Consider the following 25,242-nt stretch of genomic DNA (forward strand, 5'->3'; position numbering starts at 1 on the left):
TTTGAGCTGAGGCGAGGCAACGCCGTACCGATTTAAAGTTAATCCACTATATATACAAAGAAAATACTACTGCCACTATAACGCCGACCGGCAATAAATGTAAGTATCGCAGCGTAGGTTTAAATCAAGAAAAGGCGGGGGATTGGATTCACGTCTGCAGTGATATCACAGCAGAAAAGCTTTTCAGACGACCTTTTCAACAAAATTGCGGTAGCGTTCGGCAAATTCGTCGGCGTGGCTTAAAAACGGGGCGTGTGCCGCTTTTTCCATCAATACCAATTCGCTGTCCGCCAGATGGCGGTTGAGGTATTCTCCCATGCGCGGCGGGGTGATGGCGTCTTTTTGTCCGAACACTAAAAGCGACGGGGCTTGGATGCTTGAAAGCAGGGGGCGGGCATCGGCTTGGTTGACGGCGTCCAACGCGGCTTGCAGGGCGGGCGGTGCGCCGTGGCGGGAGAGGTCGGGCAGGATGTTGCCGATGATTTCGGCGGCGTTTGGTGTGTGCAGCAACTGTAATTGTAGAAACTGTTTGATATGTTTGGCATAATCCTGCCGAAACGCGCCGACCATCTTGCCCAAAGCGGGATTGGACAGCCCTTCGGGGTAGTCCGAGTCGGCGGTCAGGCGGGCGAAACTTGCGGTCAGGCAGAGCGAGCGGACTTTGTCGGGACGGCGTGCGGCGAGATGGAGCGCGACCAAGCCACCGAGCGACCAGCCGAGGATGTGGGCGGGCGCGTCGATTTCTTCGGCGAAGGCTTCGGCAATCGCGGCGATGTTGAAGTTTTCGGCAAAGGGTGCATCGCCGTGTCCGGGCAGGTCGAGGGCACGGATGTCCCAATCGGCACTTAGGCGCGGGATGAGGTCGTCGAAGACGTGGCGGTTCGCTGCCCAGCCGTGTATCAGATAAACTTTTTTGGCGGAGTGCGGCATGGCTGTTTTCTCTATGGATGTGTTTTCTTGGTGGCGCAATGCGGGATGGCGGAACAAAAGCCGTTGCGTATTATGCCACGCCTTGGTTTCAGCGTGCGAAACCCGGCCGTATGGCGGTTTTTGCGGCGGCTGCGCGGAGGACTTGGAAGAGTTTTTTACGGACGCGGCAAACAGTTGCCCCTTGTGTTTCCGCACTATACAGGGCGGAGCGGTGTGCGGAGGCTGTCAGAAGAAGCCGCCGGCATTTGAGCGGATGTGGGCTTCGCTGTATTATGAGCCGCCCGTCAGCAGTATGATACGCGCGTTGAAGCATTTGGCTGACCTCGGCATGAGCCGTCCGCTGGCGGAACTGATGCGCCGCCATGCGCCCGACTGGCTGGAAACGGAGCATTTCGATTTTGTGCTGCCCGTGCCGTTGAGCAAAGAAAGGCGGCTGCACCGCGGCTTCAACCAAAGCGAAGAATTGGCGGATATTCTGTCCGGACATTACGGCTGGACGCTGCTGCCGCGGCAGACGGTTTTCAGACGACATCGCGAGCCGCAAAGTACGCTGAAAAGCGCAGACAGGGTTCGCAATATAAAAAATGCTTTTGAAATCAATGGTCATATCTCGAAAAACTGTAATATTTTGTTAATCGACGATGTATTCACCACCGGCTCGACGCTGGACGAATTGGCGCGGACGCTGAAAAAATCAGGCGCAGGCAAGATTTTTTGCTGGAGTTTGGCGCGTCCGCCAATGAAAAAATAGCTTAAAGTTTTTGACACCTACGGAACATTTCGGCATTATGCCGCTCTATAAGTGATTGATTTATATGTTTACCATAGTTTTGTACCAACCCGAAATCCCGCCCAATACGGGCAATATCATCCGATTGTGCGCCAACACCGGAGCCGATTTGCATCTGGTCAAGCCGCTCGGTTTTCCGCTGGATTCGGCAAAAATGAAGCGCGCAGGTTTGGATTATCACGAGTTTGCAAAACTGACGGTACACGAGAATTTCGAAGATTGTCTCAAAGCCTTGGAAGGCCGCCGCATTTTTGCGCTGACCACCAAAGGCAAAACCCGTCCCGACGAAGTTTCTTTTGTTGAGGGCGATGTTTTTTTGTTCGGCCCCGAGACACGCGGCCTGCCCGCCGAAATCCTCGACGCCCTGCCCGAAGGGCAAAAGCTGCGCCTGCCCATGAAGCCCGGCAGCCGGAGCATGAATCTTTCCAACACCGTCGCCGTGATTCTGTTTGAAGCATGGCGGCAAAACGGTTACGCAGGCGGTGTATAACATCCGCTGGGGAATCTCCCTGAGCCGTTTGACAAAAACCAAGGCCATACTGTCCGAAAACAGCTTGGTTTTTGTCAAACCGCCGATACGTCGTCTGAAACCGCCTGGGAGCCATCCCACTGCGTTATCAACTCAAGAACGGACTACGTTTTGACTTTATCTAAAACCACCCTTTTCTCCACCCTGACTGCCGTTGCAATCAGTATCCTTTCCATTCATTCCGCCTCTGCCGACTCCATCGTCCGTGCCGAGAAGCTGAGCCCCTCAGCCAACCGCAGCTACAAAGTTGCCGGCAAACGCTACACGCCGATGACTAAAGTATCCAACTTCAGTCAAACCGGCAATGCCTCATGGTACGGCAGCCAGTTCCACGGCCGTAAAACCTCCAGCGGCGAGCGTTACAATATGAACGCCCTGACCGCCGCCCACAAAACCCTGCCCATTCCCAGCTACGTCCGTGTGACCAACACCAAAAACGGTAAAAGCGTCATCGTCCGCGTCAACGACCGCGGTCCTTTCCACGGCAACCGCGTGATCGACGTTTCCAAAGCTGCCGCCCAACAATTAGGTTTCATCAACCAAGGCACGGCACACGTCAAAGTCGAGCAAATCGTTCCGGGTCAAAGCGCCCAAGTTTATGATGGCAAAGATATTTTCGTCGATTTGAAATCCTTCGGTACCGAGCGCGAAGCGCAAGCCTATATGAACCAAGCTGCGGTAAACCTTTCTTACGGCAAAATGAATCCGAAAGTTTCCATGGAGAAACGCGACTACGAATACGTCGTCAAAATGGGTCCGTTCACCTCGCAAGAGCGTGCAGCCGAAGCCGAAGCCAAAGCACGCGGTCTGATTCAGGCAGCTTCGCTGTCCCTCTAAGCCGCATCCGTGTTTTCAGACGACCTGTTGCAAGACAGGTCGTTTTGTATTGAAGCATAGCTATAGTGGATTAACTTTAAACCAGTACGGCGTTGCCTCGTCTTAGCTCAAAGAGAACGATTCTCTAAGGTGCTGAAGCACCAAGTGAATCGGTTCCGTACTATCTGTACTGTCTGCGGCTTCGTCGCCTTGTCCTGATTTAAATTTAATCCACTATACAAAGCCGTCGTATCCTTGCATCCTTTCCCTTATAATCCCCCGCTTGTCAACCAAAGGAATCCCCACCATGTCCCTCCCACCTTGCCCGCAATGCCAATCCGAATACACCTACGAAGACGGCAGCCAATACATCTGCCCCGAATGCGCGTTTGAATGGACGGAAAACGACGGCGAAACCGCCGAAGAAACCCTGAGCGTCAAAGATGCCAACGGTGCCGTGTTGCAAGACGGCGACACCGTTGTCCTGATTAAAGACCTCAAAGTCAAAGGCAGCTCCATGGTCATCAAACAAGGAACCAAGGTGAAAGGTATACGCCTGCAAGAAGGCGACCACAATATCGGTTGCAAAATCGACGGCAGCGCGATGAATTTGAAATCAGAGTTTGTCAAAAAAGCATGATGTTGGTATAATCATCGTTGGTGGGTCGCTAGGCCGACCTGAAAACCGTTTGTAAAGCTACTTGTCTCCGTAAGGGTTGCTTTCAAACGGTTTTCGCCTTTTTTAAAGCTGTTTTCCCATAAAAAACGCACCTTATTGCAAGGTGCGTTTTGATTTGTACGGTTTAGAATTTGGCACCGGATTGGTTGGCCATATAATCGACCGCCGCTTTGACTTCGTCGTCGCTCAGGCTGGTATTGCCGCCTTTTGCCGGCATGGTGTTGAAGCCTTCGAGTGCATGTTTGTGCAAGGTTTCTTTGCCTTGTTTGATACGCGGAGCCCAATCGTCATTTTTACCGACAACAGGAGCGCCCGGGATGGTACCGCCGTGGCACATTTTACAGCTGGCTTCGAAAACGGCCTTGCCGTCCACTTTGGCGGAAGAGGCATCTGCCGGTTTTTCTTCCGGTTTGGCTTCAGCAGGAGCAGCGTCTTTTACTTCCGAAGCGGCTTTGGCGGCAGCATCTTCTACTTTGCTTGCTGCTTTTTGAACAGCAGGGGCAACGGTATCAACTGCAGAAGCGGCAGCATCTTTAATATCGGAAGCAACGGCAGTAGCCGCTTCCTTAGTTTCCTGTTTGGCTTCTTGGGAACAAGCCGACAAAGCGGCCATCATCATCGCAGCAATTAGTAGTTTGTTCATGTTCTATCTTTCTTAAATTTTTTAGTTAAGGTACTGTTTTATAAAACAGCTGGAAAAATTCTAACACACATCATTTTCATGTTCCCGCCGATGTAGTGGGTTGTAGTAACAAATATTGGCATAAGTCATGTTTTGTTCTGAAAAAAGGCAGAAAATGTTGACACCCGCACAGCCATTCCTATATATATAGCCTCCGGCTTATTGGGCGGTTTGAATCTTGTTTGCCATGCCTTTAAATCCGCCCAAATCCTGCCCAATTGCAAAATCCCGGCTTTAAAAGCCGGCTTTTTATGGGCGCGCCATTTCATCCCAACTCATGCTCAAACCAATCAATCCCTATTTTCTTTCATGCAAAAAGGTCGTCTGAAACTCTACATCAGGTTTCAGACGACCTTTTTATAGTGGATTAACTTTAAACCGGTACGGCGTTGCCTCGCCTTGCCGTACTATCTGTACTGTCTGCGGCTTCGTCGCCTTGTCCTGATTTAAATTTAATCCACTATACCTTATCCGCCAGCTTCAAAACATCTTTTTCATGGCTTTCTGAATAAGGTCGAGTTGTTTTTTATATTCGCGGCAATGGGGGCATATCAGCAGGTGGCTGCCCAGAAAAACGCGTTCGGGAACGGTCAGGCGGGTTTCGTCCTGTTTTTTGGAGAGCAGGTAGGCGGTTTTGCGGCATTTGTTCATCGTGTTTTCCTAACGGGCTTAACCGGCATGTTCTGCATTGCCGAACCATTTGATTTGCAGGCATTGGCGCAGGGTTTCGCGGGCGCGGTGCATGATGGTGTGGTAGTTGGACGTGCTGATGCCGCATTGCTCGCGGATTTCGTCGGACGAGAAGCCGAGGATTTCCTTCATGGTAAACACGCGGGCGGTGTTTTCGGGCATTTGGTAGAGGCAGGTTTGCAGGATTTCACGAAACTCTTTGTTATCCAACGTTTTTTCGGGAGAGGCCCAAGTTTGCGGATGGCCGTCCGCCGTCCAATGTCCGTCTGATGCAAACCGTTCTTCAAAGATTTCGTCCAACATTTCTTCCGCAGGCGTGGCGAATACTTCGCGCTGCCGTCTGATTTGGCGCAGGCAGTCGATAATTTTGTTTTTCAAAATGGCAAAAAACCAGCTGCCCACTTGTGCTTCTCCTTTAAAATCTTCGGCAGCGCGGTAGGCGGAAAGCATGGTTTCCTGCACAAGGTCTTCCGCCAAATCGGGGCGGTCGGGCAATTGGATGCGGGCAAAACGCAGGAGCAGCTTGCGGGATTCGGCAAGCTCGGCGTCAGTCAATTCGGGGAAGGGCATAATGTATTATTATCGAATGAATAGGTACGGATTTTACGCCGATATAGGGAAGGCGTGTGATGAAACAGACGGACGCACAGACTCTGCCTTTCAGACGACCTTATACATTTCTTAACCGTCCAGCGTAAAAAGACGTACAAAAACCAAGCTGCCGCAATCGAATCATTTATAATTTCATGAAAATAAAAACAAGGATTTCACACCATGGCAAAAAAATTCCCCATCTTCCCTAAAGCGCCGGAGCGCATCTGCTGGGGTTGCGACAAATATTGTAAAGAAGATGATTTACAGTGCGGCAACGGCTGCGAGCGCATCCAGCACCCCATCGAATTGGACGGGCGCGAGTGGTATAAAAAAGGCGACTGGAGCAATTTGTTGAGCGAAGAGCAGCAAATCGAACTGGGCTTGAAAGAAGCGCCCAAACCCGCTAAGCCGCATATCAAACTGCCGTTGCGGAACAAAACGGCTTAATCCCGCCAAGCTTAAGGGGTCGTCTGAAAACCGAAGGGGCGCAATCATGCGCCCTTATCTTTATTTCAACGATGCCCCAAGAAATTGACCCCACCCGCGCCAAACCGCCGCTGCCCATCTCCCTAGCAAACATACTTAACTTTAAATATGGTATGTCATCAAATTCCGTCATTCCCGCCCCCGCCTACGCGAGGGCAGGCTACGGCGGGAATCCATTTTTGAAATTCAGAAACTGTTTTCCAAATCAAGATTTCTAAAGTTTTACGATGGATTCCCGCCTGTGCGGGAATGACGGCAACAGAAACGACAAAGGTTCAAACCTCCAATCCCGATGTGGATTGCCTTAAGAAAAGGTCGTCTGAAAACGCCAAAATATGCTTTTCAGATGACCTTTCCCATCTCTCCCGAACCCGTCCGCGAAAAATGCTAAAATAACCAATTCATAAGCAAATCCACCTTTTCAGACGACCTCGATGCTCACCGATTTAGAAAAAAACGCCATCCGCGACCATTACCAAAATATCGGCAAAAACCTGCCCGGTTTCCGTCCGCGCGCTTCGCAGCGGGAAATGATTGCGGCGGTTGCCAACGCTTTTTCGCGGACGTTGACGCGCGAAGAAGGCGGCGAGCCGCCCAAGCGCGAGGGCGAGAGCATTGCCGTAATCGAAGGGCCGACCGGCGTGGGCAAATCGCTTGCCTACCTGCTGGCGGGCGGCATTATGGCGCAGACGCGCGGCAAGCGGTTGATTGTGAGCAGCGCGACGGTTGCCCTGCAGGAGCAGTTGGTTGACCGCGACCTGCCGTTTCTGGTCGAAAAAAGCGGTTTGGAACTGACCTTCGCGCTTGCCAAAGGGCGCGGCCGCTATCTCTGCCCCTACAAACTCTACCAGCTGACGCAAAGCAACGCCCAGCAAAACCTGCTCGGTTTCGAAGCCCCCGCCGTCTTGTGGGACAGCAAACCCAAGCCCGAAGAATTGAAGCTGCTGCGCGACATCGCCGACGAATTTTCCGCCCGTCGGTTCAACGGCGACCGCGACACTTGGCCGGAAAAAATCGACGACACCATCTGGATGAAGGTGAACAACGACAACTACGGCTGCCTCAAAACCGCCTGTCCCAACCGACCGGAATGCCCGTTTTACCTTGCCCGCGACACGCTGGAGACCGTCGATGTCGTCGTAACCAACCACGATTTGCTGATGGTCGACATCAGCATGGGCGGCGGCGTGATTTTGCCCGACCCTGAAAACAGCTTCTACTGCATCGACGAAGCGCACCACCTGCCCAAAAAAGCACTCAGCCAGTTTGCCGCCGAGCATTCGTGGAACCAAGCGGTGTGGGCGTTGGAAAAACTGCCGCAGGTTACCGGCAAAATTGCCGCACTCACCGACAAAGGCGAGTTGGCGAACCTTGCCGACGAAGCCGCCGCCGCGCTGCTCGAAAGCCTGCACGAATGGCAGTTCCACCTCGCCGAAGAGCCGTCTTTGAGCTTGGGGTCGTCTGAAAACGACAGACGGACAAACAGCGAACCGACTTGGCTATGGGAAGACGGCAAAATCCCCGAAGGCCTCGAAACCACCGTTTCCAACACCGCCATCGCCGCCCGCAGCCTCTACAAACACATCAACAGCCTCAACGACGCCCTGTCCGCCGCCCGCCGCGACAAAGACCAAAACAGCGCGCAAATCGACCGCCTGAGTACCGAATTCGGCGTATTCCGCGCCCGTATCGAACAAATCACCGCTACATGGGACTTGCTCTCCACCGTCCCCCTCGAGGGCGAAGAACCGCTGGCGAAATGGATAACCCGCCGCGCCGACGACAAAAACGACTACATTTTCAACGCCAGCCCCATCAGCAGCGCGTCCCATCTCGCCAACAGCCTGTGGCGGCGCGCGGCAGGCGCAGTGCTGACCTCCGCCACCCTGCAATCCTTGGGCAGCTTCAACCTGATCCTGCGCCAAACCGGACTGCAATGGCTGCCCGAAACCACCACCCTCGCCCTAGAAAGCCCGTTTGATTTCGACGCGCAAGGCGAACTCTACATCCCACCCGTACACGCCAGCCCCAAAGACCCCGCCGCGCACACCGCCGCCATCGTCGAATGGCTGCCCAAGCTCATTTCGCCCACCGAAGCCATCGGCACGCTCGTCCTGTTTTCCTCGCGCAAACAAATGCAGGATGTCGCCCTGCGCCTGCCCGAAGACTACCTGCCGCTCTTGCTCGTACAAGGCGAATTGCCCAAAGCCGTCCTCCTGCAAAAACACCACCAAGCCATAGAAGAAGGCAAAGCCAGCATCATCTTCGGACTCGACAGCTTCGCCGAAGGACTCGACCTGCCCGGCACCGCCTGCGTGCAAGTCATCATCGCCAAACTCCCCTTCGCCATGCCCGACAACCCTATCGAAAAAACCCAAAACCGCTGGATAGAACAGCGCGGCGGCAACCCCTTTATCGAAATCACCGTCCCCGAAGCCGGCATCAAACTCATCCAAGCCGTCGGCCGCCTCATCCGCACCGAACAAGACTACGGCCGCGTGACCATCCTCGACAACCGCGTCAAAACGCAGCGGTACGGCCAACAATTACTAGCCAGCCTGCCGCCGTTTAAAAGGATAGGTTGAAATCCATAAATAAAAAGGTCGTCTGAAACCAGATTTCCAATTTCAGACGACCTTTTTCAAACCCGTATCCGTCAATAAAGTTCTAACGGCACGTCCAACAATGCCTGCGCGTTTTCAATCTGCGCGGCGCAGGCGTAAACCTGCGGCAGGACGTGGGCGCAATAGACGCGGGCGTTGTGTTGCTGCGCGGCGTAGAAACTGCTGCCGAAGCCGTCGGCGTCGTCCTTTTGGGCGGCTTCGGCGGCAAGGTAGGCGCGGGCGAGCCCGATGGCGCCGAACGTCAGCCCCATTTGTTGCAGGTAGGCGTTGGACGCGGCGGCGGCGAGGGCGGGACGGTCGGCGTATCCGACCATGCGGGCGATGCTTTGTTCCGCCGTTTCAATGGCTTGCGCCAGTTGCTGCGCGGCGGCAGGTTCGGCGGCGGCGAGTTTGTCCGCCAGCTCTTTTCCTTCGGCGAGCAGCTTCAAAGGCAGCGCGCCGTTTTTGCTGGTGGTTTTGCGCCCTGCCAAATCGGCGGCCTGTATGCCGTTGGTGCCTTCGTAAATCGGCGTAATCCGCACGTCGCGCAGGTATTGCGCCACGCCGCTTTCTTCGACGTAACCCGCGCCGCCGTAAATCTGGACGGCGAGGTTGGTCAGGACGACGCCGTTGTCGGTCGGCCAGGCTTTGACGATGGGAATCAGGAAATCCAGTTCGCGCTCCGCTTCTTTGCGCAATACGTTGTCGGGGCAGGCGGCGGCAAAATCGGTCAGGGCGGCGGCGCGCAGATAGAGGGCGCGTTGGGCGGCGAGCGTTGCCTTTTGTATCAACAACATACGGCGCACGTCGGGATGGCGGATAATCGCCACGTCGTCTGAACCGTCCGCCTCGTCGCGTCCCTGCACGCGCTCTTTCGCATAGGCGAGCGCGTTTTGGTAGGCGCGTTCGGCGACGGCGTGGCCTTCGATGCCGACGTTCAGCCGCGCGGTTTTCATCATGGTAAACATATACGCCAAACCCTTGCCCGCCCTGCCGACCAGATAACCTTCGGCGTTGTCGAACTCCATCGTACAGGTCGGGCTGGCGTGTATGCCGAGCTTGTGTTCGATGCCGATGGCGCGCACGCCGTTGCGTCCGCCCAAGCTGCCGTCTGCGTTCACCAAATATTTCGGCACGATAAACATCGACACGCCCTGCACGCCCGGCGCGGCATCGGGCAGGCGCGCGAGCACCAGATGGACGATGTTTTCCGTCATTTCCTGATCGCCCCAAGTGATGAAGATTTTCTGACCGCTGAGGGCATACGCACCGTTTTCTTTCGGCACGGCGCGGGTGGCGATGTGGTTCAAATCCGAACCCGCCTGCGGTTCGCTCAAATTCATCGTTCCCGCCCATTCGCCGCTGCACATTTTCGGCAGGTAGGTCTGTTTCTGCTCCTCGCTGCCGTGTTTGAACAGCGCGTCCACCGCCCCCAGCGTCAGCATCGGCATCAGCGACAGGGCGAGGTTGGCGGCGCACCACATCTCTTCACACGCCGCCGACACGACCGCCGGCAGCCCCTGCCCGCCAAATTCCGCCGGCGCGCGCAAACCCGCCCAACCCGCTTCGCAGAAATCATAGTAGGCACGCGCCAAATCGGGATGGGTCGTAATCAGGTCGTCTGAAAAACCCGCGCCGTGCAAATCGCCAGTGCGGTTGGTGTCCGCCCATTGCTCCGAGGCAAACCGCGCCGCTTCGTCCAGCACTGCATCCACCGTTTCCGCATCCAAACCTTCTGCATGGGGCAGTTGCAGGATTTCGTCCAACCTGCCGTGCACGCGGATGCCGAAACGCAATTCGTTTACAGGGGCCGTGTAGCTCATGGAATCTCTCCGAAGTGAATGATTTGAAATGGATTTGGGATAAATTGGTATAGTTATACTAATCCTAAACCACAGGTTTGCAAAGCGCAGGTTTTCAGACGACCTCGGGCAAAATAAAAGGCTATCCTTCTATTTTTAAACAAATTATTTCAAATCAGGCAGCATGGGCGGAGCGCAGCAGGTTTGAGCGCGGTCAAAGTCGTCAAAGGTCGTCTGAAAAGGCGGTTTCAATGAAATGAGAAGGGGAGGGCAAGTTTTTCAGACGACCTTTTGTCCGTCTTTATCAACAAGAATCTGCTAAAATCGTCCGTTTCCCACTTCAACCTGACAGCAGCAATACATGAATATCTTTTACGAAGAGTCCGGCCAATTCAAAGTCGCCGCCATCGTCCAAAAAAACGACGCCACCTACCAAGTCGATACCCAACACGGCAAGCGCACCAAAGTGAAGGCGAACAACGTCTTTGCCGAGTTCGACGGCGATATGGCGGCGTTTTTGGAGAACGCGCAGGCGCAGGCGGCGGACATCGACACCGATTTATTGTGGGAAGTATGCGGCGAAGAAGAATTTTCCGCCGAGGCGATTGCCGAAGAATATTACGGCCATGCGCCGACCAAAACCGAGCTGGCGGCGACCTTGATTGCGCTTTACGCCGCGCCGATGTATTTCTACAAAAAAGCCAAAGGCGTGTTCAAAGCCGCGCCCGAAGAAACTTTGAAACAGGCGCTTGCCGCCATCGAACGCAAAAAACAACAAGACGCGCAAATCGACGCTTGGGCGGAAGCCTTGAAACGCGGCGAGATGCCGTCTGAAATCGCGGCGGATTTGAAAACCATTCTGCACGCGCCCGACAAGCAGTCGCTAACCTACAAAGCCTTTACCAAAGCCGCCGACGCGCTGAAAACCTCCGCCTACGAATTGGCGAAAAAAACAGGCGGCATTACGTCCATTCCCCAATATCTGCAAGACAGTTTTGAAATCAAATACTTCCCCAACGGAACAGGCTTTCCCGACCTCCCCTTACCTGAAATGCCCGACCTGCCCAAGGCCGATGTTACCGCCTTTTCCATCGACGACGAATCAACCACCGAAGTGGACGACGCTTTAAGCCTGACAGATTTGGGCAACGGCACGAAGCGCGTCGGCATCCATATCGCCGCGCCGTCGCTCGCCATTAAACAAGGCGACAAAATGGAAAAAAACATCATGGACCGCTTGAGCACGGTCTATTTCCCCGGCGGAAAAATCACCATGCTGCCCGAAAACTGGATTGCCGCGTTCAGCCTTGATGCGGGCGCGTACCGTCCTGCCGTCAGCATTTATTTCGATGTGGACAGCGAATTCAACGTCGGTGAGCCGACCTGCAAAATCGAAGCCGTCAACATCGCCGAAAACCTGCGCATCCAAGCCATCGAGCCGCATTTCAACGCCGAAACCGGCTTGGACGAAGCCGGTGAAATGATGTTCACCCACCATCAAGACCTGATTTGGTTGCACCAATTCGCCGTCGCCCTGCAAAAAGCACGCGGCAAATACGAACCCGACCGCGCGCCGCAATACGATTACAGCATTGAATTGGATGAAGAAGGCAAAGTCTCCGTCGTCCGCCGCGAACGTGGTTCGCCCATCGATATGCTGGTCAGCGAAATGATGATTTTGGCTAACAGCACTTGGGCGCAGATGCTCCATGACAACGACCTGCCCGGCCTCTTCCGCGTGCAACCCGCCGGAAAAGTGCGCATGAGCACCAAATCCGAGCCGCACATCGGCATGGGCGTGCAACATTACGGCTGGTTTACCTCGCCGCTGCGCCGCGCCGCCGACTACATCAACCAAAAACAACTCCTCAGCCTGATAGACGACACCGCCGAGCCGCTCTTCCGGCAAAGCGATGCCGAACTCTTCGCCGCCCTGCGCGATTTCGACACCGCCTACGCTGCCTACGCCGACTTCCAACGGCAGATGGAAGCCTATTGGAGCCTCGTGTACCTGCAACAGCAAGGCACAAGCGAGCTGACCGCAACCATCCTCAAAGAAGACCTCGTCCGCATTGAAGGCCTGCCGCTGGTAACCCGCGCCACCGGCATCCCCTTCGACGCGCTGCCCAAATCGCAAGTTCTGCTCAAAATCACCGAACTCGACCCCGAAAAGCAGTTTATCGCGTTGAATTATGTGAAAGCCGTCGCACCTGCGGTTGCGTAAGGAGAGGTATATAAAACATCGTCTGAAATCCGACGTAAGAAATCGTTACGTTGTTTACACCACAGGTTGAGAAAAATAAACCTGCAAGACCTCAAACGGTGTCGCCGTTCAAACTACGGTGTAAACGACGCGGCGATTTCCTATATACCGCCAGGTGGATTGTGTTGTGTACCGTTTAGCGTTGTCATTGTATAAATTCCGCTTTGTTGCACATCTTTATGCAATAAATCTCACGAAGTCCAAGCACCATGTGAGCCATTATCAATATTTTTATAACGAGCATTTGTTTCTTCTGTTCGCGGTAACAGTTTGATTTATAGTTCGGTAATATTTTTTGTATAACAAATCAGGTAGTCATGATTTTCCGGAAAATATTTGCATCATTTTAGGGCTGAATTTCTTTTCCCAAATGATTTGTTCTACAAAGTTCTCCGCCCGCAAACACTTCATCACACAACAGTTTCAACTGCGCCTGTTCGTTGTCGTCAATGCTGATAAAAATCACGCCGTCTTCGCGCAGCAGGGTTTTTGCCAGATGCAGGCGCGGCAGCATCATGGAGAGCCAGTTGCTGTGGTAATGGCCGCTGTCTTTGCCGTTTTTGCGCCACGCGCCTTGGAATACGCCGTCGCGCTTCAGGTAGCCCGCGTCGTCGGTATCGCCCACGCGGCGGGCGTATTCTTCGCGGCTTTCGGAGAATTTGTCGGGATAAATAAAGGAATCGTTTCCGGTGTTGTAGGGCGGGTCGATGTAAATCATCTTCACGCTGCCGGCGTAGGATTTTTGCAGGATTTTCAGTGCTTCGAGGTTTTCGGCTTCGATAAACACGTTTTGCGTACCGTCGAAATCTGCGGATTCTTCTTTGCAGGGAACGAGGGTACGGGAAGTGGGGCTTTGGAGATTGAGATAGGCGGCGGTTTTGCCCGCCCAATCCAGTTGGTAACGTTCGCCCGCGCCGGCAAGGTTTTCTGCGCCGAGGACGAGTTTGAGTTTCTCAAAGTCGATTTGGCCTTCGCAAAAGACTTCGGGAAAGAGTTGTTTGAGTTTTAATATATTGTTTTGTTTGAAATTATTTTCTAAATCGTGTATAATTTCGGTTCGGTTCGGTTCGGTTCGGTTCGGTTGCCATTTTTTCGCCTTTGCAATAGGGGTCGGAAGATAAGTTATTTTACTGGGATTGGCTAAGATACTGAAGCGGTATTAATAGGTCGTCTGAAAACCTTTTATGGGGTTTTCAGACGACCTTTTTGATTGTCAGTCCGCCGTGCAGATTTCTATGATTTCTTCGCCGTATTGGTCCAACCATTCCCCGCTCACGCCCTCTATTTTAGAAAGTGCCGTCAAAGTTTGCGGTCGGGCTTTGGCGATGGCGCGTAAAGTCTGTTTTTTGGCGACGGCGTGCATCTCTCCGCCTTCATATCGGGCGGTATCAAGACACCATTGGAACAGGCGGCGGGCGAGCTGGCGTTCTGCCTGTTTCGGCTCGGAAAGTCCGTCTGCGTAAGGGCGGCAGATGTCGAGTATTGCCTGCCCGTATTGGGCAATTCTTTCGCTGCCTATGCCGTAGATACCGAGCAGGTCGGCTTCTTCGGCGGGCGTGAAGACGACAAGGTCGGTCAGGCTGATGTTGGAAAGGATTTTGCCCAAGGCGCATTGTTCGGCGGCTGCCTGCTCGGCACGCCAGGTTTCAAGCTTTTGCTGTAATTGCTGTTCGCGCTTGGTTTGGGGGGTAAATAGGGGTTCTTCGTTGCCCGCTTGCCCGCTTTGGTTTTCGGCTGCGTTCTCGCAGACCTTGAGGATGTCGATGCCGAATTTGTTGATTTTCGCCTCACCCAAACCGTAAATTTGGTGCAAATCTTCCAGCGTTTGCGGCATTTTTTCGACGATGTCGCGCAGGGTTTTGTCGCCGCAGACAACGTAGGCGGGAACTTCCTCGGCATGGGCGCGCTGCTGCCGCCAATGCCGCAATGCCTGCCATAGGCGTTCTTCGCGTTCGGTACGCAGCCAGTTGTCTTTGGGCTTTTGAGTGGCGGCTTTTTCGCGGCGCAATGGGCGCAACATGACTTCGGTTTCGCCTTTGAGGACTTTTTTTGCGGCTTCAGTCAGTTGCAATGCCTGATATTGGGCGACGTTGACGGTGAGGTAGCCGAGGCTGATGCACTGGCGGATGACGCTGCGCCATTCTTTGTCGGTTTGCCCGCTGCCGATACCGAAGGTGGAGAGTTTGTCGTGGCCGTTGCGCCGTATCCAGTCGTCGCTTTTACCGCGCAGAAGGTTGGTGATATAGCCGGCGGCAAAGCGTTGTCCGGCGCGATACACGCAACTGAGGAGCTTTTGTACGAGGACGGTACCGTCGAAGCGTACGGGCGGATGCAGGCAGTTGTCGCAATGGCCGCAAGGGGCGGATTCTTCGCCGAAATGTTTGAGCAGGAGTACGCGGCGGCAGGCGGCGGTTTCGCAGACGGAAAGCATGGCATCGAGCTTCTGCATTTCGATTTGTTTCTGCACTTCGTCGCTGTTGCCTTCGGCGATGCGTTCGCGCAGCAATACCCAGTCGTTCAACCCGTAACACAGCCAACTCACGGCAGGCAGCCCGTCCCGCCCGGCGCGGCCGGATTCTTGGTAGAAATGTTCGACGCTTTGGGGCATATCGAGATGGGCGACGAAGCGCACGTCCGGTTTGTCTATGCCCATACCGAAGGCAACGGTGGCGACGACGATAATGTTGTCTTCGCGGGTAAAACGGCGTTGGTTTGCTTCGCGCACTTCCATGCTCAAGCCGGCATGGTAGGGAATCGCGTCCAATCCGTTTTCACAGAGGAATTGGGCGATGTCTTCGACTTTTTTGCGGCTGAGGCAATAGACGATGCCGCTTTGCCCTTCCATTTCTTTGCGGATGAAGTCGAGAAGCTGCTTTTTGCCGTTGTTTTTTTCGATAACCTGATAATAGATATTCGGGCGGTCAAAGCTGGAGATGAATTCGGGCGCGTCTTCCAGATGGAGGAAATGTTTGATGTCGGCGCGGGTCGCCGCATCGGCGGTCGCGGTCAGGGCAATGCGCGGCACTTGCGGATAGCGTTCGGCAAGCAGCCCTAATTGCTGGTATTCGGGGCGGAAATCGTGCCCCCATTGGCTGACGCAATGCGCTTCGTCTATGGCGAAAAGGCTGATGGTTTGCTGATCGAGAAAACGCAGGAAACGGTCGGTAACGAGCCGCTCCGGTGCGACGTAGAGCAGTTTCAGACGACCTTGGGCGAGTTTGTCCGCCACTTCGCGGGCTTCTTCCACCGTTGTACTGCTGTTGACCGCTGCTGCTTCTATGCCTGCGGCGTGCAGGCTCGCCACTTGGTCGTTCATCAGGGCGATCAGCGGCGAAACGACGATGGCGACACCTTCGCGCATCAGCGCGGGAATTTGGTAACACAACGACTTGCCCCCGCCCGTCGGCATCAATACCAACAGGCTTCCGCCGCCTGCCAATGTATTGACGACAGCCTCCTGCTTGCCGCGAAATTCGGGATAGCCGAATACTTCGTGCAAAATCTGTTGGGCGGAAGGCTGGGGCATGATGGTTCCGTAGGGAGGGAAAAGCGTTATTTTAGCGGTTTTAGACACTGCCTGCATGGGGGATATTTGAGTTATCCACATGGGGTCGTCTGAAAACGGATTATGCTTGGTTGGGTATCGCAGATTGATTTTTGATTGAGACAAGATGGCGGAACTGCCGACAATACGGATATGGGAAACTGGTTTACCCAATGCATTACCGTTCTCTTTAATCTCCGGCAAAGCGGCGGCGTACTGGTTTCAAGTCAATCGGCTAGAAAACCTGTTTTCAGACGACCTTTTCATTTTTTGGCGGTTTTAAGACTTTGCAAAGCCGATTTACTGCCCCGCCGTCTTCGCGCATAATACGGCAGTCTAATAATTTATCCTAAGCAACCAAAACTTATGAACATCAAACACTTTTCCCTTATTTCGACTTTATCGGCAGCCCTGCTTCTGAGCGCCTGTCAAACGACTACGACCACAAGCGGCGGCGTCAGCGGCAACTGGGACAACATCGGCACGATTTCCGACGGCAATATCAAAGTGGCGATTGATAAAAACAGCATCAAGAAAAACGGTACTTTGGTCACTTTCCGCGATAGAAAAACCGTGTCGAAGATGAAAGAGGAGCGCTTCGTCAACACGCCTGCCTACAAAACCGCCATCGGCGACTGGGAGATCCATTGCACCAACAAAACCTACCGCCTGACGGCCTTGCAACTCCTCGACGAACACGGCAAAGAAATTTCCAAACACAGCTACACCGCGACAAATATCCGCCCCATGAGCGTGATGAACGGTACGATTACCGAAAAACAATTCGAAGCCGTATGCGGCGGTAAGCTCTAATACTCAACTTATCTACATACTTATCCACAAGATAGTCAAATCAAAAGGTCGTCTGAAAACCATGAATATGGGGATTCAGACGACCTTTTTTGGTTTTTTCGGGAAAGTTATATTCAGGATTATCCACATTTTATTGAAGTCGCGGTTTATCGGTTCAAACCATAATTTCTGCTCATCTCATCCATCCGATTTCTAACGCAAGCGAACACCTGTTTCCCCATCAATAATCTGACTCGGCGACTTTTGTTTGCCGATTAAACCGCCGACTACCCATACATTCCTTCCAAACTGTCTTCTCACTTCCCGCTCCGTTCTACACGCGCGTTTGCCTGCGCGGTTGCATGAAGTCGAGACCAAAGGCGTTTTCAAAGCCTGACACAAGCGGCGCGCACCTGCATGGGCAGGAACCCTGACCGCCAGTTTGCTGCGTCCTTTTCCGCGTAATGCGGGCAAAACGTCAGCAGCCGCAGGAAGCAGAAAGGTTTTGGGCGCAGGCCATTCGTTTCTGAGCATGGTTTGAATGTTTTCAGACGACCTTTTGAGCAAGGGCTGTAATTGCTCCAATTGGTTGCCAATAACAATCATGCCTTTATATTGCGGTCTTTTTTTCAGATGAATCAGTCGGTTGAGTGCTTTAGGCAAGGTTGGGATACAGCCTATGCCGTAGCAGGACTCGGTAGGATAGGCGACCAAGCCGCCTTTTTTAAGATGGGATCGCAGCTTGCGAAGCGTCGAAGCTGAAAGGATTCTGGGGAATAACATGATAGGGAAGGTCGTCTGAAACACAATCACGTTTTCAGACGACCTGTTTCTTTGATTAACGGTTGATTGCTTTGTCGGCAATGTCTTTACGGTATTGCATGCCGTCGAAGCTAATTTTTTCCAATGCGCTATACGCCTTGGCTTTGGCTTGAGCCACATCGTCGCCCAATCCTACGACACACAATACGCGGCCGCCGTTGGTCAATACGTCGCCTTCCTCGTTTGCCGTTGTGCCCGCATGGAAAACTTTGCCGATTTGGTTGGCTGCATCCAGACCGGAAATAACATCGCCTTTTTTGGGCGTTTCGGGGTAATTTTGCGCCGCCAGCACCACGCCTACGGCAGTTTGCGGATTCCATTCTGCGGTTACGTTATCGAGTTTGCCATCTATTGCCGCTTCGACCAAATCCGCCAAGTCGCTGTTCAGACGACTCATAATCGGCTGGGTTTCTGGATCACCAAAACGGCAGTTAAACTCAATCGTATAGGGTGCGCCGCTTTGATCAATCATCAAACCTGCGTACAGAAAGCCGGTAAACTCATGCCCTTCCACTTTCATTCCCGCTACGGTCGGCAAAATAATCTCGTTCATCGCGCGCTCGTACACGGCGGGCGTTACCACAGGCGCGGGACTGTACGCGCCCATGCCGCCCGTATTCGGGCCTTTGTCGCCGTCTAAAAGACGCTTGTGGTCTTGGCTGGTCGCCATAGGCAATACATAATTGCCATCAACCATGACGATAAAGCTGGCTTCTTCGCCTTGCAGGAAATCTTCAATCACAACACGCGCGCCGGCATTACCCATTTTGTTGCCCAGCAGCATATCGTCAATCGCAGCATGAGTTTCATCTAAAGTCATCGCCACAATCACGCCTTTACCTGCCGCCAAACCATCGGCTTTGATGACGATGGGCGCACCTTTCTGATTGACGTAATCGTGTGCAGCATCGGCGTTTTCAAAGGTTTGATATTGCGCGGTCGGAATGTTGTATTTCGCCATAAATGCTTTGGCAAAATCTTTGGAACTTTCCAACTGCGCCGCATATTGTGTCGGACCAAATATTTTCAGTCCTGCGGCACGGAAATCATCCACAATACCCGCTGCCAAAGGCACTTCAGGACCAACTACGGTAAAAGCAATATTTTCTTTGCGGCAGAATTCAATCAAATCCTGATGCGCAGCCAAGGCGATGTTTTGGAGCTTGGATTCAATCGCCGTACCGGCATTACCGGGCGCAACAAATACTGTTTCCACTTTGGGCGACTGCGCCAATTTCCAAGCCAGCGCGTGTTCGCGACCGCCATTACCGATAACCAGCAGTTTCATGCCATCTCCTTGACAAATATGTACTTTTAACGAAAACTCGACACAAGGGGACTATTGTCCCATTCGAAGAAATTTTGGTGGAATCAAACAATAGACCACTTCATTCCACTCTGAAACCTATTCAACTTATCCACAAAATTAAAAAAGGACAAGCAACCATGCAAAAACGTATTGATGAAATCCAAAGCAAATACCGCGAATGGTGTCATTTGCTACCGCAATTGGAAGAAGACCTAAAACGCTGGAAACATGCCGTCGCTTTGATTCGCGATATCGATAATTTCTATACCCACGAATATCAGGCGTGTCATCAGGCTATTGAAGATGGGGCAGAACTGGATTTGCGCACGGAAGGCGAATACAGCATTATGAGTGAAGATGCGTTATGGAACGCGCTGGGCGAATTCCATCAATTAGCCTGGCTATATTTACGCTCCAGCGTCGATGCCTTGGACAGATATACGAAAGAAGATTAATGTGCGAAGAGGTCGTCTGAAAACCCTAAGATGTGGATTTTCAGACGACCTTTTCATTCAAAAGGCTTTTCCGTATTTACTTCGATCTGACGTGTATTCTTCCAAGCCGCAACACAGGTCTCATAATTAGCCAACGACAAACTTACCGTCAATCGGCAATCCAACTGCAAATCCTGCTCTAATATATCCGCCTGATATTGTTTAGCGATGCGTATCGCTTCATTCAAAAACGGATATTCACATTTCAGCCAAACAGTTTTTTCAATATTCTTTTCAACCACTTCTGCAACCGCCAACGCCTGAGCCGTTGCCTCTTTGTATGCATGAATCAGACCGGGAACACCCAATAAAGTACCGCCGAAATAGCGCACGACAACGACCAAAACATCGGTTACACCCACCGAATCAATCTGTCCCAAAATCGGTCGCCCAGCACTTCCTGACGGCTCTCCATCATCGTTGGCGCGAAATTGAATGCCATCCACACCCAAACGATAGGCATAGCACCAGTGTCGCGCTTTATGATGTTCTTCCTTTAACGGATCGAGATATTTTTTCACATCAGCCAAAGTCCGAATCGGATAGGCAAATGCAATAAAACGGCTGCCTTTATCTTTAAACTCAGCCTGCGTCGGGGAAGTAATGGTGTTATAAGTCGTAATCATGCTGAAATGTTTTCAGACGACCTCATAAATAACAAGGTCGTCTGAACGTTTCACGTGAAACATCAATTTTTCAATGCTTCTGTTAATTGCGGGACAATTTCGAATAAATCGCCAACTAATCCATAATCGGCCACATTGAAAATCGGCGCATCCGCATCTTTGTTGATTGCAACAATCACTTTGCTGTCTTGCATACCGGCAACGTGTTGAATCGCACCTGAAATACCGATTGCAAAATAGAGCTGCGGCGCAACCACTTTGCCGGTTTGTCCGACTTGTACGTCATTCGGCGCATATTCGGCATCAACTGCCGCACGGGATGCACCGATTGCCGCACCTAAAACATCCGCCAACGGTGTCAGCACTTCATTGAATTTTTCCGCACTACCCAACGCGCGACCACCTGAGACAATGACTTTTGCCTGAGTTAATTCAGGACGATCGGAGTGGGAAAGCTGGCGGTTCACAAAACGACTCAGGTTTTGAGCAGGGGTTGTTTCAACATTAACTGCCTCAGCATTCCCACCTTGCGCCGATGCTGCGTCAAAAGCCGTTGCACGGAAGGTCAGCACCAATTTTTCTGAATCGGCTTGCACGGTTTCAAATGCATTACCTGCATAAATGGGGCGTACAAAAGTCGTGTTATCCACAATCTCAGTCAAATCAGAAATTTGCGGTACGTCCAATAAGGCCGCTACGCGAGGCAAAAGGTTTTTACCGAATGTGGTTGCCGTTGCTGCAACATAGCGGTAATCCGCTGTCAATTTGACAACCAGCGGAGCCAGTTCTTCAGCCAAACCTTCGGCATAATGGGCAGCATCCGCAACCAAAACTTTTTCCACACCCGCTACTTGCTTTGCGGATTCCACTACGGCCGATGCACCGCTTCCGGCAACCAATAAATCGACTTTGCCCAGTTTGGCGGCAGCAGTAACAGCATGCAAAGTGGCAGGATTCAACTGTTTGTTGTCGTGTTCGGCAATAATCAATACGCTCATTTCAGTCTCCTCAAATCACTTTGGCTTCGTTTTTCAATTTTTCAACCAATTCGGCAACGCTTGCCACTTTTACGCCTGCTTGACGCGCTTTAGGTTCGGCGAATTTCACCGTTTTCAGACGAGATGAAATATCGGCAACCAAATCGGCAGGCACCAGTTTTTCCAAAGGTTTTTTCTTTGCCGCCATAATATTGGGGAGTTTGACAAAGCGCGGTTCGTTCAGACGCAAATCTGCGCTGATAACCGCAGGCAGTTTCAATGCTATGGTTTCTTCGCCGCCATCGATTTCGCGCACAATCTGCACTTCGTCGCCTTCAATTTGTACTTTTGAAGCAAACGTACCTTGCGCCGCATTCAGCAAAGCTGCCAGCATTTGCGCCACTTGGTTGGCATCATCATCAATCGCTTGTTTGCCCAAAAAGAAAATTTGCGGATTTTCTTTGTCCGCAACGGCTTTCAGCAGCTTGGCAACTGCCAACGGCTCCAATTTCGCATCGGTTTCAACATGAATTGCACGGTCGGCACCCATCGCCAAAGCTGTACGCAACGTTTCTTCGCATTTTTTCTCACCCAAAGAAACCGCTACGATTTCGCTTACTTTTCCGGCTTCTTTCAGGCGGACGGCTTCTTCCACAGCGATTTCGTCAAACGGGTTCATCGACATTTTGACATTGCCGATATCCACATCCGAACCATCGGCTTTTACACGAACTTTGACGTTGTAGTCCACTACGCGCTTTACTGCGACCAGTGCTTTCATTGAACTCTCCTAAAAAGAACGTTGCTTTCACCATCCAGCGAAACCAAACCTTCTTCTCTATAAAATCAAATCCGTTTTTTCTTAAAAACGAATTCATTCAGAAATCTTTCAGATAATGATTGCCGATTATACCATTTTTAAAGTATTTACTCAGGCTGAAGGATATACATTCCTACACTCAACAAACTGGAAAATGTCATGTCGCTATATCAGTTTAAGACGACCTTTGAGCCTTCATCAGCAGCCACACAATCCATCAACGTTTGATAAACCAAATCCGCAGTCGGAATCTGCCCGATATTGCCCAAATTTTTTGCAATAGGCGAAACCTGAACGCCTGTTTTAATCGGATCAGTATTGGTATAAATGCCGACCACAGGTTTTTCCAAAGCATTTGCCAGATGCAACAAACCGGTATCCACACCAACAATTCCGACCGCGTGTTTCAGCAGATACGCCGCCTGCAATAAATTCATTTTGTCGCACACAATAGCAAACGGCAGCCCATCTGCAATTTTTTCGGCACGCGTTTTTTCAGCTTCATTTCCCCAAGGCAGGTAAATATTGCATTGCTGTTCTTCATTCAACTTTTGCAGCAATGTCCGCCAGTTTTCCATAGACCATAACTTACTGTCTCGACTAGTCGCGTGCAAAGCCGCATAATACGGCTGCTCTAAATTTTTCAGACGACCTGCTTCGGGAACAGTCAAACCGAATACCTGCGTTTCAGGCACAGCATACCCAAATACTTGGGCGAACAGCTCACGGTTGCGCCAAACGGCATTTTTACCTTTGGGTACAGCGTATGTTTTAGCATACGCAACCGCAGCCAATCCCTCGCGCGCGCTGTTTTTATCCAAACCATAAATAGAGGATTTTGCCATTTTGGCGAAACACGCGCTTTTAATCAGACCTTGACTATCCAATACAAAATCAAATGCTTCCTGCCGCAAGGCCTGTTTCAGACGACCTATTTCCTGCCAAGTTTCTGCTTGAAAAAGATGTTTGCGCCATTGCCGCCATTTCATCACATGGATTTTTTTCACAAACGGATGCAGGCGCGCAATATCCGCAAATCCAGCTTCACACAACCAATGAAGTTCCGCATCAGGAAATTGTCGCGCCAAATCTTCGATTGCGGGCAAAGTGTGAATTAAATCGCCCATACTGGACAAGCGGACAAGCAAAATTTTCATATTTAGGAAGGGTGTTTCACGTGAAACAATTTTAACTTATTGATTATTAATATATTTTTTAATTTCTTCAGCGTTTTTTAAGATAATAGCACCGGCAGAACGCATTTCCTGCCATGCCGTTTCGATGGTTTCCGGCGCAATGCCCCGACAAGCCGCTTCATTGACGATAACCTGCCAATTGCCGCCTTTGAGTAACTGCAAAACCGTTGTTTTCACACAATAATCCGTAGCCAACCCGCCGACAATGACCGTATCCGTATTTTGACAACGCAGCCATTCAATCAACCCTGTGCTCAGTTTTTCCTCGATATCGTGAAAACACGCGCCGTAAGGATGCAATTCAGGATCAACGCCTTTCCAAACGCAATAATCGTATTCCTTGGCAGAAGGCAGTCCGTCCAACAATTCATAGCCGCGCGTACCGACCATCGCATGAGCCACCCAAGTCAAATCCGCATCGGGCAAACCTGTCGGCTTTAACATATCAACAGGGTTATCCACAAGCCATTTTGCTGCCGCATGATGCGCATCTTTCGTCATCACGCGCAAATCCGCCAAAGCGGCTTGGGCATTCAACTCTTCGACAATCAAATGCCCCTCGTTCACAGGCAGCTCTTTAGGACACAAAGGCGTAAAAGTTTTTTGTGCATCAACATCAATGGAAACAATCATCTCATCATTTCAAAGCGATTAAAATGCCCTGTATTATAACAAATTACTGCCCAAAAGCGGTAAAACCGGCTGTGATAAGATAACGTTTTTCCAAAAAACTTGTCCACAATCCTCATGACTTACACCATCGTCCCCATCGCCACCGCCCACTCGCCCTACAAACAGAAATTCGGCGTCGCCCGTCAGCCCGGATTGGTTCCCGCCGCAGAGGTCTGCATCGAGCTGAATCCCGAATTTACCGCAGACAGCGTACGCGGACTGGAACACTTCGATTATGTGTGGATAAGTTTTATCTTTCACGGCGTACTGGATGAAGGCTGGGCACAAATGGTGCGCCCGCCACGGCTCGGCGGCAAACAAAAAATGGGCGTATTCGCCACACGCAGCCCCCACCGCCCCAATCACCTCGGACTATCGCTCTTAAAACTCGAACGCATCGAAACCGGCAAACCCGTCCGCCTCTATTGCAGCGGCGCAGACCTGCTGGACGGCACACCGATTATCGACATCAAACCCTACATCCCCTTTGTCGAATCCAAACCCGACGCCTCATCCGGCTTCGTCAGCGGCAAACCCGAAGAGCTTGAAGTCGTATGGCTTGAAAACATCGGCGCAGAAAATTTATCTGCCAGCACCCAAAACCTGATCAGCCAAAGCATAGCCCAAGACCCGCGCCCCGCCTATCAGAATATTCCCGAACGGATTTACGTCATGAATATTGAGGATTATGAGGTCAGGTTTCAAATTGAAGGAAACCGTGCGACGGTTATCGGGATAAGTGTCATTTAAAATTTAGTGATTGATTTCATTGAAAAAGGTCGTTTGAAAATCCTAAGATTTCGGTTTTCAGACGACCTTTTTATTCAATCGATACGGGTCTTATTCAATGAACACTTTGGATAAACCGAACCCGTAGAACCTACCACCTGACAACCCAATCAGACAACAGTCGAATGGGCATTCATTGTGTCATTCATCTCGTGGGCAAAGCCCACGCTACACGTTGCTGCAACGACAAATTGTCTCCCTTCCCGCGTCTGGCGGGGGAAGGTTAGGATGGGGGTGGCTTTGTGGGTTTAGGTAAAAGCAAATTCGTACAGCCCGTAGAGTCACCCTCTTTCTAATCCTCTCCTGCCAGACGAGAGAGGGTGCAGGTTACAAATAA

General features: G+C 51.8%; 25 protein-coding genes and 2 pseudogenes. 11 read left to right on the plus strand and 16 right to left on the minus strand.

What is annotated here, in order from left to right; translation table 11 throughout:
- Positions 1-183: 183 nt before the first annotated feature.
- Positions 184-930, minus strand: coding sequence for a pimeloyl-ACP methyl ester esterase BioH (gene bioH / locus HMPREF2907_RS02330; protein ID WP_070442757.1), 747 nt, complete (start codon positions 928-930; stop codon positions 184-186).
- A 13-nt stretch (positions 931-943) separates the two neighbouring features.
- Here bioH and HMPREF2907_RS02335 point away from each other — a divergent pair, with 13 nt between their 5' ends.
- The 4 genes from HMPREF2907_RS02335 (at position 944) to HMPREF2907_RS02350 (ending at position 3,705) form a co-directional block, all read left to right on the plus strand.
- Positions 944-1,681: a ComF family protein gene (locus HMPREF2907_RS02335; protein ID WP_083286447.1), complete on the plus strand. Its 738-nt coding sequence runs from the start codon at positions 944-946 to the stop codon at positions 1,679-1,681.
- A 64-nt stretch (positions 1,682-1,745) separates the two neighbouring features.
- Positions 1,746-2,210, plus strand: coding sequence for a tRNA (uridine(34)/cytosine(34)/5-carboxymethylaminomethyluridine(34)-2'-O)-methyltransferase TrmL (gene trmL / locus HMPREF2907_RS02340; protein WP_029609489.1), 465 nt, complete (start codon positions 1,746-1,748; stop codon positions 2,208-2,210).
- Between the two features lie 150 nt (positions 2,211-2,360).
- Complete coding sequence (locus HMPREF2907_RS02345) at positions 2,361-3,086, plus strand: septal ring lytic transglycosylase RlpA family protein (protein WP_070679627.1); 726 nt, start codon at positions 2,361-2,363, stop codon at positions 3,084-3,086.
- A 286-nt stretch (positions 3,087-3,372) separates the two neighbouring features.
- Positions 3,373-3,705 carry a zinc ribbon domain-containing protein YjdM gene (locus HMPREF2907_RS02350; protein ID WP_070679631.1) on the plus strand — a complete coding sequence of 111 codons (333 nt, stop codon included), beginning with the start codon at positions 3,373-3,375 and terminating at the stop codon, positions 3,703-3,705.
- Between the two features lie 163 nt (positions 3,706-3,868).
- On the opposite strand, the gene HMPREF2907_RS02355 is transcribed toward HMPREF2907_RS02350, so the two are convergent.
- The 5 genes and pseudogenes from HMPREF2907_RS02355 to HMPREF2907_RS02365 all read right to left on the minus strand — a co-directional run bounded on the left by HMPREF2907_RS02355 (position 3,869) and on the right by HMPREF2907_RS02365 (position 5,686).
- Positions 3,869-4,387 carry a c-type cytochrome gene (locus HMPREF2907_RS02355; RefSeq protein ID WP_070679634.1) on the minus strand — a complete coding sequence of 173 codons (519 nt, stop codon included), beginning with the start codon at positions 4,385-4,387 and terminating at the stop codon, positions 3,869-3,871.
- Between the two features lie 125 nt (positions 4,388-4,512).
- Positions 4,513-4,695 (minus strand): hypothetical protein, encoded by a 183-nt coding sequence (locus tag HMPREF2907_RS12815; protein ID WP_070679638.1) that lies wholly within the window; start codon positions 4,693-4,695, stop codon positions 4,513-4,515.
- Positions 4,696-4,786: 91 nt separating this feature from the next.
- A pseudogene (locus HMPREF2907_RS13115) lies at positions 4,787-4,900 on the minus strand (IS5/IS1182 family transposase); the annotation flags it as partial.
- Between the two features lie 6 nt (positions 4,901-4,906).
- Positions 4,907-5,077 carry an anti-sigma factor family protein gene (locus HMPREF2907_RS12415; protein WP_003779645.1) on the minus strand — a complete coding sequence of 57 codons (171 nt, stop codon included), beginning with the start codon at positions 5,075-5,077 and terminating at the stop codon, positions 4,907-4,909.
- An 18-nt stretch (positions 5,078-5,095) separates the two neighbouring features.
- The gene (locus tag HMPREF2907_RS02365; RefSeq protein ID WP_070679642.1) at positions 5,096-5,686 is read right to left on the minus strand and encodes a sigma-70 family RNA polymerase sigma factor; all 591 of its coding nucleotides are present in this window, start codon (positions 5,684-5,686) and stop codon (positions 5,096-5,098) included.
- Positions 5,687-5,890: 204 nt separating this feature from the next.
- Between HMPREF2907_RS02365 and HMPREF2907_RS02370 the strand changes: the two genes are divergently transcribed.
- Both HMPREF2907_RS02370 and dinG read left to right on the plus strand, forming a co-directional pair.
- Complete coding sequence (locus tag HMPREF2907_RS02370) at positions 5,891-6,157, plus strand: DUF3079 domain-containing protein (RefSeq protein ID WP_003766405.1); 267 nt, start codon at positions 5,891-5,893, stop codon at positions 6,155-6,157.
- Positions 6,158-6,630: 473 nt separating this feature from the next.
- Positions 6,631-8,781 carry an ATP-dependent DNA helicase DinG gene (gene dinG, locus HMPREF2907_RS02375; RefSeq protein ID WP_070679646.1) on the plus strand — a complete coding sequence of 717 codons (2,151 nt, stop codon included), beginning with the start codon at positions 6,631-6,633 and terminating at the stop codon, positions 8,779-8,781.
- 71 nt (positions 8,782-8,852) lie between these two features.
- Here dinG and HMPREF2907_RS02380 read toward each other — a convergent pair whose 3' ends face one another.
- A complete protein-coding gene (locus HMPREF2907_RS02380; protein WP_070679649.1) occupies positions 8,853-10,622 on the minus strand; it encodes an acyl-CoA dehydrogenase family protein in 1,770 nt (589 codons plus the stop codon).
- Positions 10,623-10,962: 340 nt separating this feature from the next.
- On the opposite strand from HMPREF2907_RS02380, the gene HMPREF2907_RS02385 reads away from it, so the two are divergent.
- On the plus strand, positions 10,963-12,825 hold the full coding sequence (locus HMPREF2907_RS02385) for a ribonuclease catalytic domain-containing protein (protein WP_070679652.1): 1,863 nt from the start codon (positions 10,963-10,965) through the stop codon (positions 12,823-12,825).
- 396 nt (positions 12,826-13,221) lie between these two features.
- On the opposite strand, the pseudogene HMPREF2907_RS13120 reads toward HMPREF2907_RS02385, so the two are convergent.
- Positions 13,222-13,759 (minus strand): annotated as a pseudogene (locus tag HMPREF2907_RS13120) (site-specific DNA-methyltransferase); the annotation flags it as partial.
- On the opposite strand from HMPREF2907_RS13120, the gene HMPREF2907_RS13125 reads away from it, so the two are divergent.
- The gene (locus HMPREF2907_RS13125; protein WP_210388580.1) at positions 13,655-13,873 is read left to right on the plus strand and encodes a hypothetical protein; all 219 of its coding nucleotides are present in this window, start codon (positions 13,655-13,657) and stop codon (positions 13,871-13,873) included. The pseudogene HMPREF2907_RS13120 and the gene HMPREF2907_RS13125 sit on opposite strands and share 105 nt — an antisense overlap.
- A 204-nt stretch (positions 13,874-14,077) precedes the next feature.
- Here HMPREF2907_RS13125 and recQ read toward each other — a convergent pair whose 3' ends face one another.
- Positions 14,078-16,390 (minus strand): DNA helicase RecQ, encoded by a 2,313-nt coding sequence (gene recQ, locus HMPREF2907_RS02395; RefSeq protein ID WP_070679658.1) that lies wholly within the window; start codon positions 16,388-16,390, stop codon positions 14,078-14,080.
- Positions 16,391-16,774: 384 nt separating this feature from the next.
- On the opposite strand from recQ, the gene HMPREF2907_RS02400 reads away from it, so the two are divergent.
- On the plus strand, positions 16,775-17,221 hold the full coding sequence (locus HMPREF2907_RS02400) for a surface-adhesin E family protein (protein WP_070679661.1): 447 nt from the start codon (positions 16,775-16,777) through the stop codon (positions 17,219-17,221).
- 192 nt (positions 17,222-17,413) lie between these two features.
- Here the strand turns inward: HMPREF2907_RS02400 and HMPREF2907_RS02405 are convergent, their stop codons facing one another.
- Together HMPREF2907_RS02405 and purD are read right to left on the minus strand one after the other, a co-directional pair.
- A complete protein-coding gene (locus HMPREF2907_RS02405) occupies positions 17,414-17,983 on the minus strand; it encodes an L-threonylcarbamoyladenylate synthase (protein WP_070679664.1) in 570 nt (189 codons plus the stop codon).
- Positions 17,984-18,038: 55 nt separating this feature from the next.
- Entirely contained in the window at positions 18,039-19,310 is a 1,272-nt protein-coding gene (gene purD / locus HMPREF2907_RS02410) for a phosphoribosylamine--glycine ligase (protein WP_070679667.1), read from the minus strand.
- Positions 19,311-19,468: 158 nt separating this feature from the next.
- On the opposite strand from purD, the gene HMPREF2907_RS02415 reads away from it, so the two are divergent.
- Positions 19,469-19,786, plus strand: coding sequence for a DUF4298 domain-containing protein (locus tag HMPREF2907_RS02415; RefSeq protein WP_070679670.1), 318 nt, complete (start codon positions 19,469-19,471; stop codon positions 19,784-19,786).
- Between the two features lie 53 nt (positions 19,787-19,839).
- Here the strand turns inward: HMPREF2907_RS02415 and HMPREF2907_RS02420 are convergent, their stop codons facing one another.
- The 5 genes from HMPREF2907_RS02420 to HMPREF2907_RS02440 form a co-directional block, all read right to left on the minus strand.
- Positions 19,840-20,451 (minus strand): IMPACT family protein, encoded by a 612-nt coding sequence (locus HMPREF2907_RS02420; protein ID WP_070679674.1) that lies wholly within the window; start codon positions 20,449-20,451, stop codon positions 19,840-19,842.
- 62 nt (positions 20,452-20,513) lie between these two features.
- Positions 20,514-21,449: an electron transfer flavoprotein subunit alpha/FixB family protein gene (locus tag HMPREF2907_RS02425; protein ID WP_070679677.1), complete on the minus strand. Its 936-nt coding sequence runs from the start codon at positions 21,447-21,449 to the stop codon at positions 20,514-20,516.
- A gap of 10 nt (positions 21,450-21,459) precedes the next feature.
- Entirely contained in the window at positions 21,460-22,209 is a 750-nt protein-coding gene (locus HMPREF2907_RS02430; protein WP_070679680.1) for an electron transfer flavoprotein subunit beta/FixA family protein, read from the minus strand.
- Between the two features lie 209 nt (positions 22,210-22,418).
- Complete coding sequence (waaC, locus tag HMPREF2907_RS02435) at positions 22,419-23,405, minus strand: lipopolysaccharide heptosyltransferase I (RefSeq protein WP_070679683.1); 987 nt, start codon at positions 23,403-23,405, stop codon at positions 22,419-22,421.
- Positions 23,406-23,441: 36 nt separating this feature from the next.
- A complete protein-coding gene (locus tag HMPREF2907_RS02440) occupies positions 23,442-24,077 on the minus strand; it encodes a nicotinamidase (protein ID WP_049223949.1) in 636 nt (211 codons plus the stop codon).
- Positions 24,078-24,191: 114 nt separating this feature from the next.
- On the opposite strand from HMPREF2907_RS02440, the gene tsaA reads away from it, so the two are divergent.
- Positions 24,192-24,866 (plus strand): tRNA (N6-threonylcarbamoyladenosine(37)-N6)-methyltransferase TrmO, encoded by a 675-nt coding sequence (tsaA, locus tag HMPREF2907_RS02445; protein ID WP_070679686.1) that lies wholly within the window; start codon positions 24,192-24,194, stop codon positions 24,864-24,866.
- Positions 24,867-25,242: the final 376 nt, after the last annotated feature.

This window comes from Neisseria sp. HMSC055H02 (assembly GCF_001813335.1).
Lineage (GTDB): Bacteria > Pseudomonadota > Gammaproteobacteria > Burkholderiales > Neisseriaceae > Neisseria > Neisseria sicca_C.